Source organism: Inquilinus ginsengisoli, from assembly GCF_050434925.1.
Taxonomy (GTDB): Bacteria; Pseudomonadota; Alphaproteobacteria; order DSM-16000; family Inquilinaceae; genus Inquilinus; species Inquilinus ginsengisoli_B.
In genome coordinates this window covers 590,514-605,212 of record NZ_JBNDJK010000001.1, presented here as the reverse complement: position 1 = coordinate 605,212, position 14,699 = coordinate 590,514, and the positions used below count along the sequence as shown (strand labels likewise).

The 14,699-nt window shown below is 71.6% G+C and carries 16 protein-coding genes; 9 read left to right on the top strand and 7 right to left on the bottom strand.

Annotated features, from left to right (window positions below; genetic code table 11):
* The 4 genes from QFZ27_RS02980 to QFZ27_RS02965 form a co-directional block, all read right to left on the bottom strand.
* Entirely contained in the window at positions 1-1,743 is a 1,743-nt protein-coding gene (locus QFZ27_RS02980) for an adenylate/guanylate cyclase domain-containing protein (RefSeq protein WP_429224593.1), read from the bottom strand.
* A 56-nt stretch (positions 1,744-1,799) separates the two neighbouring features.
* The gene (locus QFZ27_RS02975) at positions 1,800-2,255 is read right to left on the bottom strand and encodes a PaaI family thioesterase (RefSeq protein ID WP_429224592.1); all 456 of its coding nucleotides are present in this window, start codon (positions 2,253-2,255) and stop codon (positions 1,800-1,802) included.
* Positions 2,256-2,257: 2 nt separating this feature from the next.
* Positions 2,258-3,292, bottom strand: coding sequence for a nicotinate-nucleotide--dimethylbenzimidazole phosphoribosyltransferase (cobT, locus tag QFZ27_RS02970; protein ID WP_429224591.1), 1,035 nt, complete (start codon positions 3,290-3,292; stop codon positions 2,258-2,260).
* Between the two features lie 74 nt (positions 3,293-3,366).
* Positions 3,367-3,819 carry an NUDIX hydrolase gene (locus tag QFZ27_RS02965; protein ID WP_429224590.1) on the bottom strand — a complete coding sequence of 151 codons (453 nt, stop codon included), beginning with the start codon at positions 3,817-3,819 and terminating at the stop codon, positions 3,367-3,369.
* 160 nt (positions 3,820-3,979) lie between these two features.
* Between QFZ27_RS02965 and QFZ27_RS02960 the strand changes: the two genes are divergently transcribed.
* Together QFZ27_RS02960 and QFZ27_RS02955 are read left to right on the top strand one after the other, a co-directional pair.
* A complete protein-coding gene (locus QFZ27_RS02960) occupies positions 3,980-5,644 on the top strand; it encodes a Na/Pi cotransporter family protein (RefSeq protein ID WP_429224589.1) in 1,665 nt (554 codons plus the stop codon).
* A gap of 1 nt (position 5,645) precedes the next feature.
* Positions 5,646-6,485, top strand: a complete 840-nt coding sequence (locus tag QFZ27_RS02955; protein ID WP_429224588.1) for a carbon-nitrogen hydrolase family protein — start codon at positions 5,646-5,648, stop codon at positions 6,483-6,485.
* Here QFZ27_RS02955 and QFZ27_RS02950 read toward each other — a convergent pair.
* Positions 6,431-7,045 (bottom strand): TetR/AcrR family transcriptional regulator, encoded by a 615-nt coding sequence (locus QFZ27_RS02950; RefSeq protein ID WP_429224587.1) that lies wholly within the window; start codon positions 7,043-7,045, stop codon positions 6,431-6,433. The two genes, QFZ27_RS02955 and QFZ27_RS02950, sit on opposite strands and share 55 nt — an antisense overlap.
* A 154-nt stretch (positions 7,046-7,199) precedes the next feature.
* Between QFZ27_RS02950 and QFZ27_RS02945 the strand changes: the two genes are divergently transcribed.
* Genes QFZ27_RS02945 through QFZ27_RS02920 form a run of 6 tightly spaced genes read left to right on the top strand, consistent with a single transcriptional unit; the run spans position 7,200 to position 11,345 of the window.
* The gene (locus QFZ27_RS02945; RefSeq protein ID WP_429224586.1) at positions 7,200-7,787 is read left to right on the top strand and encodes a DUF2239 family protein; all 588 of its coding nucleotides are present in this window, start codon (positions 7,200-7,202) and stop codon (positions 7,785-7,787) included.
* Between the two features lie 11 nt (positions 7,788-7,798).
* Positions 7,799-8,872 (top strand): MATE family efflux transporter, encoded by a 1,074-nt coding sequence (locus QFZ27_RS02940; protein WP_429224585.1) that lies wholly within the window; start codon positions 7,799-7,801, stop codon positions 8,870-8,872.
* An 11-nt stretch (positions 8,873-8,883) separates the two neighbouring features.
* Positions 8,884-9,180, top strand: a complete 297-nt coding sequence (locus QFZ27_RS02935; RefSeq protein ID WP_429224584.1) for an MATE family efflux transporter — start codon at positions 8,884-8,886, stop codon at positions 9,178-9,180.
* A gap of 40 nt (positions 9,181-9,220) precedes the next feature.
* Positions 9,221-9,970 carry an adenosylcobinamide-GDP ribazoletransferase gene (gene cobS, locus QFZ27_RS02930; protein WP_429224583.1) on the top strand — a complete coding sequence of 250 codons (750 nt, stop codon included), beginning with the start codon at positions 9,221-9,223 and terminating at the stop codon, positions 9,968-9,970.
* Positions 9,967-10,596: a histidine phosphatase family protein gene (locus tag QFZ27_RS02925; RefSeq protein ID WP_429224582.1), complete on the top strand. Its 630-nt coding sequence runs from the start codon at positions 9,967-9,969 to the stop codon at positions 10,594-10,596. The genes cobS and QFZ27_RS02925 overlap by 4 nt, the downstream gene beginning before the upstream one ends.
* Positions 10,597-10,649: 53 nt before the next feature.
* The gene (locus tag QFZ27_RS02920; RefSeq protein WP_429224581.1) at positions 10,650-11,345 is read left to right on the top strand and encodes a lipid-binding SYLF domain-containing protein; all 696 of its coding nucleotides are present in this window, start codon (positions 10,650-10,652) and stop codon (positions 11,343-11,345) included.
* A 119-nt stretch (positions 11,346-11,464) separates the two neighbouring features.
* Here QFZ27_RS02920 and QFZ27_RS02915 read toward each other — a convergent pair whose 3' ends face one another.
* Positions 11,465-12,127 (bottom strand): sulfite oxidase-like oxidoreductase, encoded by a 663-nt coding sequence (locus QFZ27_RS02915; protein ID WP_429224580.1) that lies wholly within the window; start codon positions 12,125-12,127, stop codon positions 11,465-11,467.
* 157 nt (positions 12,128-12,284) lie between these two features.
* Between QFZ27_RS02915 and QFZ27_RS02910 the strand changes: the two genes are divergently transcribed.
* A complete protein-coding gene (locus tag QFZ27_RS02910; RefSeq protein ID WP_429224579.1) occupies positions 12,285-14,522 on the top strand; it encodes a mechanosensitive ion channel domain-containing protein in 2,238 nt (745 codons plus the stop codon).
* On the opposite strand, the gene QFZ27_RS02905 is transcribed toward QFZ27_RS02910, so the two are convergent.
* Positions 14,495-14,647 carry a hypothetical protein gene (locus QFZ27_RS02905; protein WP_429224578.1) on the bottom strand — a complete coding sequence of 51 codons (153 nt, stop codon included), beginning with the start codon at positions 14,645-14,647 and terminating at the stop codon, positions 14,495-14,497. The two genes, QFZ27_RS02910 and QFZ27_RS02905, sit on opposite strands and share 28 nt — an antisense overlap.
* Positions 14,648-14,699: the final 52 nt, after the last annotated feature.

The window sequence follows — 14,699 nt, the reverse complement described above, 5'->3', positions numbered from 1 at the left end:
CTATTCCGGCAGCCCCGCCCGGCGCAGCGCCTCGAGATAGCGGTCCATCGTCGCCGGGTCCTTCCACGGCACGCCGGCGCGGGTGTTGGCGATGGTGGCGCCGGGCGCCACGGCCAGCAGGCCGGCCAGCGCCGCCTTGGCCTTGTCGGCCCGGCCCGCCGCCGACAGGGCCGCGGTCAGCAGCCGGTGGGCCACCGGGAGGGCCGGGTACAGATGGATCGCTTGGCGTGCCGCCTCGGCCGCCGCCGCATCGTCGCCTTCGGCGAAGGCGGCGAGGCCCAGGAAGGCGTGGCACCAATGGTTGGCCGGGTCCCGCGGGCTCAGCCGCAGCGCCGTGCCCAGCGACTGCCGCGCCTGCTCCGCCTGGCCCGAAAGGGCGTAGTGGCCGCCGCCCAGCATATGGGCGAAGGCCAGATTGGGGTTGATCGCCAGCGCCGTCTCCAGCCGGCGCTCGGCCTCGTCGAAGCGGCGCAGGAACAGGGCGACCATGCCCAGCACGGTCTGTGCCTCGGCGTCGCGCGGGTCCAGGTCGACCGCCTGGCGCGCCATGGCGTCGGCCGCCATCAGCGACCGGCCGGGGTCGGGGCTGCGCCCGAACAGCACGTCCCAGACATCGCACATGGCGTGCACCACCCGGGCGCGGGCCAGGCCGGGATCGAGGGCGATCGCCTGGGCGGCGAAGGTGCGGGCCTGGGCGCCGTCCTCCGGCGTCAGGCGCCAGGCGTGCCAGCCGGCGCGCATGACGCAGTCCCAGGCGTCCATGCCGGCCGGGTCCAGCCGCCGGGCGCGACGCATCTCGGCGCCCAGCAGCTCCGGCGCCACCACGCCGACGATGCTGTCGGTGATCTCGTCCTGCACCGCGAAGATGTCGTCCATCTCGCGGTCGTAGCGCTCGGCCCAGACATGGGCGCCGGTGGCGGCATCAATCAGCTGGGCGGTGATGCGCATGCGGCTGCCGCCTTTGCGCACGCTGCCCTCCAGCACGTAACGGACGCCCAGCTCGCCCGCCACCTGCTTCACGTCGACCGGGCCGCCCTTGTAGGTGAAGGACGAGTTGCGGGCGATCACCAGGAAGCCGTGGTGCCGCGACAGCCCGGTGATGATGTCCTCGGCGATGCCGTCGGCGAAGTATTCCTGGTCGTGGTCCGCGCTCATGTCCTGGAACGCCAGCACCGCGATCGACGGCTTGGCCGGGACGCCCGCGGCGCCGGGCGCGACCTCGGCCCCGGCCGCCGGCTCCAGCCGCACCCGGTACACCCGCACCGGCTTCTGGTTGTTCTTGAGCTGCTGCTGGCCGAGATCGTCGAAGGCCAGGTCCAGCTTGCCGATCACCTGATCGAACACGCTGGCGGTGATCGAGATGCCGCCCGGCTCGGCAATGCCCTCCAGCCGGGCGGCGATGTTGACGCCGTCGCCCAGGATGTCGTCGCCGTCGATGACGATGTCGCCCAGGTTGATCCCGGCGCGGTACTGGATGCGGCGTGGCTGCCCGGCCTCGGCCTCGGCGACCGCGCGCTGGATTCGCACGGCGGCGTCCAGCGCATCGACGACGCTGCCGAACTCGACCAGCATGCCGTCGCCGGTGGTCTTGACCACGCGGCCGCCATGGCCGTGCAGCGCCGGCTCGATCAGCTCGCGCCGATGGGCCTTGTGCCGGGCAAGGGTGCCGGCCTCGTCGGCCTCGACATGCCGGGAATAGCCGACCATGTCGATCGCCAGGATCGCGGCAAGCCTGCGGGTCACGCGGTCGGTGCTCAAAAGACGGACCTCACCTGGTGCGCGCCGCGGGCACCTTAGCGCTAATCCGCCACCCCGTCCCGGCCTTCGATCGCCATCAGCGTGGCGGTGAGCAGCGCGATCAGCCGCTCCTTCCCCTCGGCCTCGGCGAACACCTCGGTCTGCGCCAGGGTCAGGGTGCGGCCGGCCTTGACCACGCGGCCCCGGGCCAGGATGCGCTCGCCGACCGCGGGAGCCAGCAGGTTGATCTTGAACTCGGTGGTGAGCACCCCGGCCCCGGGCGGCATCAGGCTGAGTGCGGCATAGCCCGCGGCAGTGTCCGCGATCGCCGACACCGCGCCCGCATGGACGAAGCCGTGCTGCTGCGACACCGCCGGACCCGGCGCCAGCGCGATGTCGACCTCGCCCGGCGCGATCCGCAGGATCGCGGCGCCCAGCGTGCGCATCAGCCCCTGCTTGTCGAAGCTGGCCTGAACGCGCTCCCGGAAGGCCGGGTCCTTCGGGGTCTGGAGGCTCACCGTCAGTCCTTGTCGCTTACCCCGGCCTGGGCGAAGGTGGCCATGCCCTCGTGGCAGGCCAGGGCGCCGCGGACCAGCCCGATCGCGAGGGCGGCGCCGGAGCCCTCGCCGAGCCGCATGCCGAGGTCCAGCAGCGCCGTGCGGCCCAGCTTGTCCAGCAGCCGGCGATGCCCCGGCTCGGCCGAGACATGGGCGATCTGGCAATGGTCCAGCGCATGCCGGTCGACAGCCCACAGCGCCGCGGCGGCGGCGGTGCAGGTGTAGCCGTCCAGCAGCACCGGAATCCGCGCCATCCGCGCCGCCAGCACGGCGCCGGCAATCGCCGCCAGCTCCAGCCCGCCGAGATGGCGCAGCACCTCGAGCGGGTCGGTCATGGCCACCCGGTGGGCGGCGATGCCCTTGGCCGCCACCTCGGCCTTGTGCCGGATTCCGGCGGCGTTGACGCCGGTGCCGGGGCCGACCCAGTCCGCCGCCTCGCCGCCGAACAGCGCCGTCGCCAGCGCCGCGCCCGCGGTGGTGTTGCCGATCCCCATCTCGCCCAGGCACAGCAGGTCGAGGCCCGGCTCGACCGCCATCATGCCGTAGGCCATGGCGCGGACGCATTCCGTCTCGGTCATGGCCGGGGCGATGGTGAAGTCGGCGGTCGGGTGCTCCAGGTCCAGCTCATAGACGCGCAGGTCGCTGTCGGCGACTTGGGCCAGCTGGTTCACCGCGGCGCCGCCGGCGACGAAGTTCTTCACCATCTGCGCCGTCACCGCCACCGGGTAGGCGGAGACGCCCTGGGCCACCGCGACGCCGTGATTGCCGGCGAACACCGCGACGCGCGGGCGGCGCAGCTGCGGCGGGTGCCTGCCCTGCCACACCGCCATCCACTCCGCCAGATCCTCCAGCCGGCCCAGCGACCCGGGCGGCTTGGTCAGCTGCCGGTCGCGCTCGCGCACCGCCGTGCCGGCCTCGAGGTCCGGCCCCGGCAGGTGGCGCAGCAGGGCGCGGATCTCGTCGAGGGTGTCGGGCAGGGGCGTCTGGGTCACGGGCATGGCAGCGGCGTCCGGTTGCGGAAGCGCGGACCCTGCCACCAAAGCGGTGCGGCGTCAAAATCGGCGCGGGCCTGTCACTCCGCCGCCTTGCGCGCCTGCAGTCGCCCGACGAATCCGGCGACGACGTCGCGCAGGCCGCGATCGTCCAGCAGGTCCAGCGCCTCCTCGGGGCCGCACCACCGGGTCTCGCGCTCGTGGCGCTCGGGCCAGGTCTTGTATTGGCGCTCGACCTTCAGCGGGAAGACGCCGACCTCGCAGGGCACGCTGACCCCCTCCTCGATCCATTTGTCATAGACGAAGCTGCCGATCGGCTTGGTCCCGACGGCGCCGCGCACCCCGGCCTCCTCATAAGCTTCGCGCGCCGCCGATTTCGCGGGCTTCAGCCCCTTGATCGGCCAGCCTTTCGGGATGATCCAGCGCCGCGTCCCGCGCGAGGTGACCAGCAGGATCTCGACCGCGCCGTCCCGCCCCACCCGGTAGGGCAGGGCACCGTGCTGCACCCGGACGGCCTTGGTCTTACCCGGCATTCCATCCTCCGCCGCCGCCCGCCCTTGATCGGCCCGGGCAAATCAGGAACCATCGCGCTGTTCCCGCCGTTCCGATCACCCGGCCCGTCCGGCGCAAAGCCGCCGATTCAAAGCCTAGGTGAAGACAAGAGCGGAGGCGATTGCCTTTCGAGGCCCCAGGATGAGCTTTCCCGTTACCCTGATCGACCTGGCCGGCTATATCGCCCTGCTGCTGTGGGGCACGCATATGGTGCAGACCGGGATCCAGCGCACCTTCGGGCCCAAGCTGCGCTCGATCCTGGGGGCCGCGCTGAAGAACCGGTTCCGGTCCTTCCTCGCCGGCATCGGCGTCACCGCGGTGCTGCAGAGCAGCACGGCCACCGGGCTGATGGTGGCCGGCTTCGCCGCCGGCGGGCTGGTCGATCTGGTGCCGGCCCTGGCGGTGATGCTCGGCGCCAATGTCGGCACCACGCTGATCGTGCAGGTGCTGTCCTTCGACGTGGCGGCCGCGGCGCCGGTGCTGATCCTGATCGGCTTCCTGCTGTTCCGCCGTGATTCCAGCACGCCGACGCACGACCTCGGCCGGGTGTTCATCGGGCTCGGCCTGATGCTGATGGCGCTGCACCAGCTGCTGTCGCTGATGACGCCCTATGAGGACGCGCCCAGCCTGCGCCTTCTGCTCGGCGCGATCTCGACCGAGCCGGTCCTCGATGTGCTGCTGGCCGCCGCCTTCACCTGGGCGGTGCATTCCAGCGTCGCCGTGGTGCTGCTGGTGATGTCGCTGGCCGCCAACGGCGTGGTGCCGCCGGAGGCCGCCTTCGCCCTGGTGCTGGGCGCCAATCTCGGCACCGCGATCAACCCGGTGATCGAAGGCGTGTCCAGCGACGACCCCGCCGCCAAGCGGCTGCCGATCGGCAACCTGGCCAACCGGCTGCTCGGGGTGATCGTGGCGCTGGTGCTGCTGCGCTGGATCGGGCCGCTGATGGTGACGGTCGAGCCCGACAATGCCCGCGCCGTGGCGGATTTCCACACCCTGTTCAACCTGGCGCTGGCGGTCATCTTCCTGCCGCTGCTGACGCCCTATTCGAAGCTGCTGCAGCGCCTGCTGCCGCGCCGGGTCGACCCGGCGGACCCGTCGCGGCCGCTCTATCTGGACGTTGCGGCGCGGGAGACGCCGATCGTGGCGCTGGGCGGCGCGGCGCGCGAGGCGATGCGCCTGGCCGACGTGCTGGAGACGATGCTGCATGGCGCCCGCGACGCGCTGCACAAGGGCGACCGCAAGATGATCGCCGAGACCAAGCGGATGGACGACGTGCTCGACCACCTCAACACCGCGATCAAGACCTACCTGACCTCGCTGGATCCCGAATCGCTCAGCGACGCCGACCACCGCCGGCTGGGCGAGATCCTGAACTTCGCGATGAACATGGAGCAGGCGGGCGACGTGATCGACGGCAACCTGTTGCCGCATTGCGCCAAGCGGCTGAAGCGCGGTCTGGTGTTCTCGAAGGAGGGCGAGGCCGAGCTGCTGGGGATGATGGACCGGCTGGTCACCAACCTGCGCACCGCCGCCTCGCTGTTCATGACCGACGACCGCCGCGCCGCGCGGCTGCTGGTCGACGAGAAGGTGGCGTTCCGCGACCTCGAGGCGGCGGCCACCCAGTCGCATTTCGACCGGCTGCGCACCGGCCGCCGCGACACGGCGGAGACCAGCGCCCTGCACCTCGACCTGCTGCGCGACATGAAGCGGGTCAACGGCCACATCGTCGCCGCCGCGGCCTATCCGGTGCTGGAGCGCTCGGGCGAGCTCCTGCCCAGCCGTGTCACCGACGGCGAGGGGATGTGACATGGCGGGCCCGCTGCGCATCGCCGTCGCCCAGAGCCGGATCGACCGCGATATCCGTGCCAACGGCCGGCAGATCCGCGGCCTGATGCACCGCGCCGCGGCGGGCGGGGCCCGTCTGGTCCAGTTCCCGGAAGGCGCTGCCTCCGGCTACGCCAAGTCCGAGGTAATGGCCTGGGACGAGGTCGACTGGCCGGCGCTGCGGGAGGAGCTGGAGGAAACCGCGGCCCTGGCCGGCAGCCTGGGCCTGTGGGTGGTGCTGGGCAGCGCCCATCCGCTGACCGCGCCGCACCGGCCGCACAACAGCCTCTATATCATTGCCGACACCGGCGCCCCTGCCGGGCGCTACGACAAGCGGCGCTGTTCGCACACAGAGATCAGCGACTGGTTCTCGCCCGGCCAGGCGCCGCTGACCTTCGCGGTGGACGGCTTCACCTTCGGTTGCGCCATCTGCATCGAGATCGTGTTCCCCGAGCTCTTCGCCGAGTACGAGGCGCTGGGCGTCGACGCCGTGCTGGTGTCGGCCTATGCCCCTCATCCGGCCTTCAGCACGCTGGCCCGGGGCCATGCGGCGGCGACCTGCCTGTGGATCGGGCTCGCGAATCCGGCGCAGTGCAGCCGGGATCTTCCCGCCGGCCTGATCGGACCGAACGGGGCCGTGCTGGCCGAAGGCGGCCGGGACGGGGACGCCGACCTCGTCTTCGGCACGCTCGACCGGTCCGATCCGGCTTTTGATATCGCTCTGGAAAAGGCCCGACCCTGGCGTCGCACGGCCCGGCTGGGCGAAATCTACGAGTCGCGCCGGGTCGAGGATCCGCGCAGTTGCGACCGACTGGGGTTCTGATCGGCCGCGGTGGCGACGGTCCGGCAGAACGCCTCCAGCTCCGCCGTCACCGCCTCCGGCAGCGACCGGCCGCGTTCGAAGCCCCACCACAGTACGGCGCCCTGCCACTGCGCCGCCATGAGCCGGCCGAGATCGGGGCGCGGGCCGGCGGGATCGGCCAGGCGTCGGCCGAGTGCCTCGGCCAGCACCCGGCCCCAGGCGGCGCCGCGGCGGCGCAGCGTGGGGTCGCGCAGATCCTCGCGCAGCACCAGCAGCCCCTCGGCATAGTCGTCCCCGTAGTCGCCGGACAGCGCCACCAGCAGCGCCACCGCTCCCGTCGGGGTGGGCGGGGCCGCGGCGTCGGCCTCGGCCGTGCGGGCGTCCAGCAGGTCCCAGGCGCGCAGCAGCGCCGCCCGGACCAGCGCCGCCTTGCCGCCGAAGCGCTGCACCAGGGTCGCCGCCGACAGGCCGGTCTCGGCCGCCACCGCGGCGAAGGTCATGCCTTCCGGCCCGGCCCGGCGCAGCACCGCCAGGGCGCCGTCGAGCAGGGCTTCGTCCGGGATGGTGCGGGGGCGGGGCATTGGCAGACCAAATAAGTGAACGTCTATTTATATACGTCTTGCCGCTTCGCTCAATCCGGGAATCCATCGGATCTGATATTTTCGCCCGGGTGAAATTGACGGCGGGTTTTCACCCGGGTATAAAGCGCCATTCCATCGCGCCAGGGAGGCGCCCATGACCCCCGTTTCCACCTGCACCGCCTTCCAGGGCACCCGCCGCATCGCCTCCGGCCCGCTGGCCGAGGTGGCGCTGGCGGTCAAGCGTGCCGCCGATCGCGGCGACACGGTCCTGGTGTTCGACGACGCCACCAGCCGGCCGGTCGAACTCGACCTGCGCGGCAGCGAGGCCGAGGTTCTGGCCCGGCTGCCGGCGCCGGCCGTGGCCGAGACGCAATCCGACGCGCCGCGCGGCCCCGGCCGGCCGAAGCTCGGCGTCGTCGCCCGCGAGGTGACGCTGCTGCCGCGGCATTGGGACTGGCTGGCCGGCCAGCCCGGCGGCGCCTCGGTGACGCTGCGCCGCCTGGTCGAGGAGGCGCGGCGCGCCGGCGAAGGGCGGGACCGGCTGCGCCAGGCGCAGGAGGCGGCATACCGCTTCATGGCGGCGATGGCCGGCGACCGGCCCGGCTTCGAGGAGGCGGCGCGCGCCCTGTTCGCGCCGGACCGCGACCGTTTCGCCGCCCTGACCGAGGACTGGCCCGTCGACATCCGCGACCATGCAAGGCGGCTGGCCGCCGCCGCATTCGACGCGCCGCTTTCGGCCTGAAGAGGACCGTCATGTCGAATGCGATCGAACGTGGCGCCGCTGCGGCCTCCTCGTCTCCGGTGCTTTGGAAGGCGTTCCTGCTGTTCCTCGGGCCGATGATGCTCAGCAACGTGCTGCAGGGGCTGTCCGGCACGCTCAACAACATCTATCTCGGTCAGATGATCGGGGTCGGCGCGCTGGCTGCCGTTTCCGCGTTCTTCCCGATCCTGTTTTTCTTCATCTCGTTCATCATCGGCCTGGGCGCCGGCGCCTCGGTGCTGATCGGCCAGGCCTGGGGCGCCAAGGACCCGGACAAGGTCAAGGCGGTGGCCGGCACCGCGCTGACGGTCACCATCCTGGCTGGGCTCGTGGTCGCGCTGTTCGGCGGCGCCTTCACCCGGTCGCTGCTGGCCGCGGTCGGCACCCCGGCCGACATCCTGGCCGATTCCACCGCCTATGCCCGGATCATGCTGATCGCCATGCCGGGGCTGTTCGTCTTCCTGCTGATGAGCTCGATGATGCGCGGCACCGGCGACACCGTGACGCTGCTGCTGGCCCTGGCGCTGCAGGCCGCGATCGGCCTCATCCTGACCCCGGCCCTGATCCGCGGCTGGGCCGGGCTGCCGCAGCTCGGCGTGCTCAGCGGCGCCTATGCCGCGATCGTCTCCTTCCTCGCCGCCCTGGCCTGGCTGGCCGTCCATCTGCGCCGCCGCGGCCATGCCCTGGCGCCGGACGCCGTGCTGCTGCGCCATCTCTGGATCGACCCGAAGATCCTGCGGGCGGTGCTGCGCATCGGCCTGCCCTCGGGCGTGCAACTGGTGCTGGTGTCGCTGGCCGAGGTCGCGGTGCTGTCCTTCGTCAACGGCTTCGGCTCAGACGCCACCGCCGCCTATGGCGCGGTCAACCAGGTGGTCAGCTACGTCCAGTTCCCGGCGATCTCGATCGCCATCACCGCCTCGATCTTCGGCGCCCAGGCGATCGGCGCGGGTCATGCCGACCGCCTCGGCGCCATCACCCGCACCGGTATCCTGCTCAACCTGATCGTCACCGGCGGGCTGGTCGCCATCGCCTACCTGTTCTCGCGCACGCTGATGGGCTGTTCCTGACCAGCCCGCCGGTGATCGAGCTGGCGCAGGACCTGCTGCACATCACGCTGTGGAGCTACATCGTCTTTGGCCTGGCCGGCGTGGTCTCCGCGGTGATGCGGGCCAGCGGCACGGTGCTGGCGCCGATGGCGATCTCGATCTTCGCCATCCTCGGCGTCGAGGTGCCGGTGGCCTGGCTGCTCAGCCAACACATCGGCATCGACGGCATCTGGATCGCCTATCCGGTCGCCTTCGCCGTGATGGCGCTGGGCCAGATTGCCTACTATCGGCTGGTGTGGCGCAAGCGGACGATCCGGCGGATCATCTGAGCGGCTTGCCGCCACGGGCCGGACCGGTTAACCGGGTGCCATGGACGACCTGCTGCGCGACCTGCGCATCGCCGCCTGCTTCCTGACCCGGCTGCCGGTCCGCTGGCCGGCGGATGCGCCGGCCGATGCCCTGGCCCGGTCGATGCGGCTGTTCCCGCTGGTCGGGGCCGGCATCGGCGCGGCCGCCGGGCTGGTCTGGGCGCTGGCGCTCTGGCTCGGTGCCCCGGCCCTGGTCGCGGCGTTGCTGGCGCTGGCAGCGCAGGCACTGCTGACCGGGGCGCTGCACGAGGACGGTCTGGCCGATGTCGCCGATGGCTTCGGCGCCGGCCGCGACCGCGAGCGCACGCTGGAGATCATGCGCGACAGCCGCATCGGCAGCTACGGCACCTTGGCGCTGGTGCTGTCGGTCGGGCTGCGCGCCGCGGCCCTGGCGGCGATTGTCACACCCTGGGCCGGAGTCGCAGTCCTGGCCGCTTCCGGAGCGGTGTCGCGGGCCACGGCCCCGGCTTTGCTGGCCTGGCTGCCCCCGGCCCGGCCCGACGGGCTCGGCGCCGGGGCCGGCCGACCGCCTACGGAGGCCGTGTTCACCGCCCTTGGCTTGGCGTTGTGCTTCGCCCTGCTGCTGCTCGGGCTGCGCCACGGGCTGGCGGCGCTGGCTTTAGCGGCGCTGGCGGTCTGGGTCCTGGCCGGGCTGGCCAAGCGCCGCATCGGCGGCCAGACCGGCGATGTGCTCGGCGCCGCCCAGCAACTGGCAGAGGTCGCGGTGCTGTGCGCCGCGGCGGCGGCATGACCACGACCCGCTGGTGGTGGGTCCGCCACGCCCCGGTGGTCAATCCGGACAAGCTGCTGTACGGCCGGCTCGACCTGGAAGCTGACACCGGCGACGCGGCGGCGATCGCGGCCCTCGCCGCCCGGCTGCCGCGCCGGGCCGTCTGGCTGCACTCGCCGCTGCGGCGCACCGCCGAGACCGCGGCGGCGCTGCTGGCGGCGATGGGCGAGGCGGCGGTGCCGTCGGTCGAGCCGGCGCTGATCGAGCAGGATTTCGGCGCCTGGCAGGGCCGGCCGAGCCGTGAGGTCTACCGCGCGCTGCCGCGGCACGATCCGTTCTGGTCGCACCCCTCCGCCCATGCCGCGCCCGGCGGCGAAAGCTTCGACGCCGTGCTTCGCCGGGTGCAGCCCGCGATCCTGGCCCTGTCCGACGCCCACGCCGGCCGCGACATCGTCGCCATCGCCCATGCCGGCACCATCCGCGCCGCGGCGGCATTGGCGCTGGATCTGGACGGCGAGCGGGCGCTCCGGCTCGCGGTCGACACGCTGTCGCTGACCCGGCTCGACCGCATCCGGTCGTCCTCCGGCGCCGAAAGCTGGCGGATCATCGCCCTGAACCTGCCATTTGGAACGGAAAAGATGTATTGATCGTTTAGCGTCTGCCACGAGTCTTCACGTGGAGTCTGAGGAGAGCCCCGACCATGATCGACCGCCGTGAGTTCCTCCGCCTGACCGGCGCGTCGACCGCCATGCTGGCGCTGTCGGGCACGCTCGCCGCCTGCGGCTCGGCCACCTCGACGCCGAGCGACGCGCAGCTGCTGGTCGATGAAAGCCGCGGCGCGCTGCAGGCACTGCTCGCCGCCCAGGAACTCTCGGCGCTGCCGCGCTACATCCGCGGCGCCAAGGCGGTGCTGATCGCGCCGGAGCTGCTGCGCGGCGGCTTCATCTTCGGCGGCCGCGGCGGCAATGCGGTGATGCTGGTCCGGATGGCGGACGGCAATTGGAGCTACCCCGCCTTCTACGGCGTCGGCGGCGGCACCTTCGGGCTGCAGATCGGCGGCCAGGTCTCGCAGCTGGTGCTGACGATCATGACCGATAAGGGACTGCGGGCCGTGGAGCAGAGCAGCTTCACCGTCGGCGCCGATCTGTCGGGCTCGCTGTTCACCCTCGGCGCCGGCGTCGGCGCCTCGACCGGGCTGAACACCAATGCCGACATGTATGCCTTCTCGCAGAACCGGGGCCTGTTCGCCGGCGGCACGCTGGACGGCACGGTGATCAGCGAGGACCAGGGCAAGAACGATGCCTATTACGGCTTCGGCACCCCGGCGCGGGTGATCTTCCAGGGGCAGAAGAGCAACCCGGGCGCGGAACCGCTGCGCGCCCTGCTGCCGCGCTGAGTCTGCCCGGCCCCAACCTGTCATGCCCGGGCTTGACCCGGGCATCCAGAGATTGTCGACAGCTTCTGGATTGCCGGGTCAAGCCCGGCAATGACAAAGGAGGGAGCGGCTCACACCTGTCAGCTGTAGCGCTGCTCTTCCCAGGGGTCGCCCTCGTTGTGATAGCCGCGCTCCTCCCAGAAGCCCGGGCGGTCGGCGGCGATGAACTCGATCCGCTTCACCCATTTGGCGCTCTTCCAGAAGTACCAGCGCGGCATGATCACGCGCAGCGGCCCGCCATGCTCGACCGGGATCGGCTCGCCGTCGTGATGGGTGGCCAGCAGCACGTCCTCGGCGGCGAAGGCGTCGAGGGCCACGTTGGTGGTGTAGGTGTCGTAGCTGTGAAAGACGACGTGCCGGGCCTCGGGCTTCGGCCGCACCAGCGACAGCAGGTGCCGGGCCGAGACGCCGCGCCAGCGGTTGTCGAAGCGCGACCAGGACGTGACGCAATGGATGTCCGACACGTCCTCGAATTCCGGCTGGGCCAGGATGTCGTCCCAGCGCCACACCGTAGGGGCCTCGACCAGCCCGTCGATGGTCAGCCGCCATTTGTCGAGCGGGATCTCCGGCTGCACGCCGAGATCGAGCACCGGCCAGTGTTCCACCAGGCGCTGGCCCGGCGGCAGCCGGTCCCGCTCCGGGTCGGCGGTATCGCCGGTCAGCAGCCGGCCCTCGCGCGCCCAGCGCTGCTTGCTCTCGACCAGCTTCGGCCGCACCGAGCCGAGATCGCCGTCTTTCGCCATGATCGCCTTCCCTTGCCGCTTCCCGTGAGGACGCCCCAAAGATGGCCTCGACGGACGGGTTGATCCAGAGGGCAGGGCGGGGAAGGATAGGGGCGGCCTCGACCCGCCGCCGGGACGCCGATCCGGAACACCGCCCGTCCACAGCCCGACCGAGCCGATGATCCGCTTGCTCCGCCCGCTGCTTCTCCTTCTCGTCCTGCTCGCGCCCGGCCTCGCCGCCGGCCAGGTGCCGGGGACATCCACTTCGGCGCCGTCCGCCGCGGCCGACCAGCCGGCCAACCCGGAGCAGGTCAAGGCGCTGATCGCGACGCTGCAGGACGACCAGGCGCGGGCCGAGCTGGTGGCCCGGCTGCAGCTGATGTTGCAGGCCCAGGCGCAGCAGCAGGAGGAGCGCAGCGCGCTGGAGACGGTCGGCAGCCAAGCCCTGGTCGTGGTCTCGGGCAAGGTGCGCGACGTCACCGGCGCGGTCGCGGAGATCGGTGGCACCCTGGCACGGCTGCCGGAGCTGGCGACCTGGGCCCGGGACCAGCTGTCCGACCCGGCGGCGCGGGAGCGCTGGGTCGTGGTGTTCCTCAACGTCGTCGGCGTCGTCCTCGCCGGCATCGCCGCGGGCTGGCTGGTCCGGCTGCTACTGCGCCGGCCCTTCACGGCGCTGAACGGCAAGGCCCCGGCCACGCTGTGGGGCAAGATCCCGCTGCTGCTGGCCCAGGCGGTGCTCGACTTCCTGCCGCTGATCGCCTTCGTGTTCGGCGCCTATGCCATGGCGGTGGTGCTGGACCCGCCCTGGTTCGTCCGCACCGTGGTGCTGGCGCTGGTCAACGCCACGATCATCAGCGGCCTGGCGCTGATGCTGATCCGCCTGGTGCTGACACCGGAACACCCGCATCTGCGGCTGCTGCGCATCGGCGACGAGACCGCCGGCTATCTCTATGTCTGGGCCAAGCGGCTGATCTACCTGCTGGTGTTCGGCTATCTCGCCGTCTCCACCGCCGTGGTGCTGGGCCTGCCCTATGGCAGCCTGACCACGCTGAAATACCTGATCGGCCTGGCAGTCGCGGCGATGCTGGTGGTGCTGATCCTGCAGAACCGGCAGCCGGTCGCCGACTGGTTGCGCGGCCGCCGGCGCCGGGCCGCGGAGGGCGAGGAGGCCGGCGTCACCCGTGCCGTCGGCTCCGCCCGGCGGCGCCTGGCCGATGTCTGGCACCTGCTCGCCATCGCCTATGTCGTCGTCACCTTCGCGATCTGGGCGCTCGGCATCAATGGCGGCTTCGTCTTCGTCCTGCGGGCCACGCTGCTGACCGTGCTGGTGCTGGTGGTGGCGCGGCTGGTCTCCGCCTACGGGCCGCGGCTGATCCACCGCGCCTTCTCGATCGGGCCGGAGCTGAAATCCCGCTTTCCCGGGCTGGAGCATCGCGCCAACCGCTATCTGCCGGTGCTCGACACCGCGCTGAAGGTGGTCGTCCTGCTGGTCAGCGTCCTGGTGCTGCTCGAGGTCTGGCAGCTCGGCGGCATCGCCTGGATGGAGACCGAGACCGGCCGCGCCGTGCTGGCCAGCGGCGGCGCCATCCTGCTGGTGATCGTGGCGGCGCTGGTGGCGTGGGAGGTGGTCAGCCAGCTGATCGAGTACCACCTGAACCGGCACGATTCCTCGGGGAACCTGGTGCAGCGCAGCGCCCGCGCCCGCACCCTGCTGCCGCTGCTGCGCAACGCCTTCATGGTGCTGCTGATCACCGTCGTGGTGCTGATGGTGCTGTCGGAGGTCGGGCTGAACATCGCGCCGCTGCTGGCCGGCGCCGGCGTGGTCGGCCTCGCCATCGGCTTCGGCGCCCAGACCCTGGTCAAGGACGTCATCACCGGCGTGTTCATCCTGTTCGAGGACACGCTGTCGGTCGGCGACGTGGTCCAGATCGGCTCGGACAGCGGCGTGGTCGAAAGCATCACCATCCGCACCATCCGGCTGCGCGACGAGACCGGGGCGGTGCACACGCTGCCGTTCAGCTCGGTCACCTCGATCGTCAACATGACCAAGGACTTCTCCTTCGCCGTGTTCAATGTCGGGATCGGCTACGACCAGGATGTCGACCGGGTGATCGAGGTGCTGCGGGACCTCGGCCGCGAGCTGCAGCTCGACCCCGCCTGGGCGCCGGCCATCCTGGCGCCGATCGAGATCATCGGCCTCGACAAGTTCGGCGACAGCGCCGTGACCATCAAGGCACGGATCAAGACGCCGCCGGCCAAGCAATGGGGCGTGGCGCGGGAATTCAACCGCCGGATGAAGCGGCGCTTCGACGAGGTCGGCATCGACATCCCGTTCCCGCATCGGATGGTGCTGACCCGCAGCCTCGACCGGCCGGAGGACGCCGCCGCTCAGGGCGCATCGTCATCGGGGTCGTAGTGGGAATCGTGCTTCTTACGGGCGAGGTGCATCAGCCCGAGATTGAGGGCGATGATGCCGACCACGGCGATGCCCAGGGCGATCCAGCCGTGGATGCTCATATCCAGTGCGAACAGGTCGCCCATGGCCGTCCTCCCGGTGCCCTGCGGCGCATTTTCGGGTGTCAAGCGCCGCTGC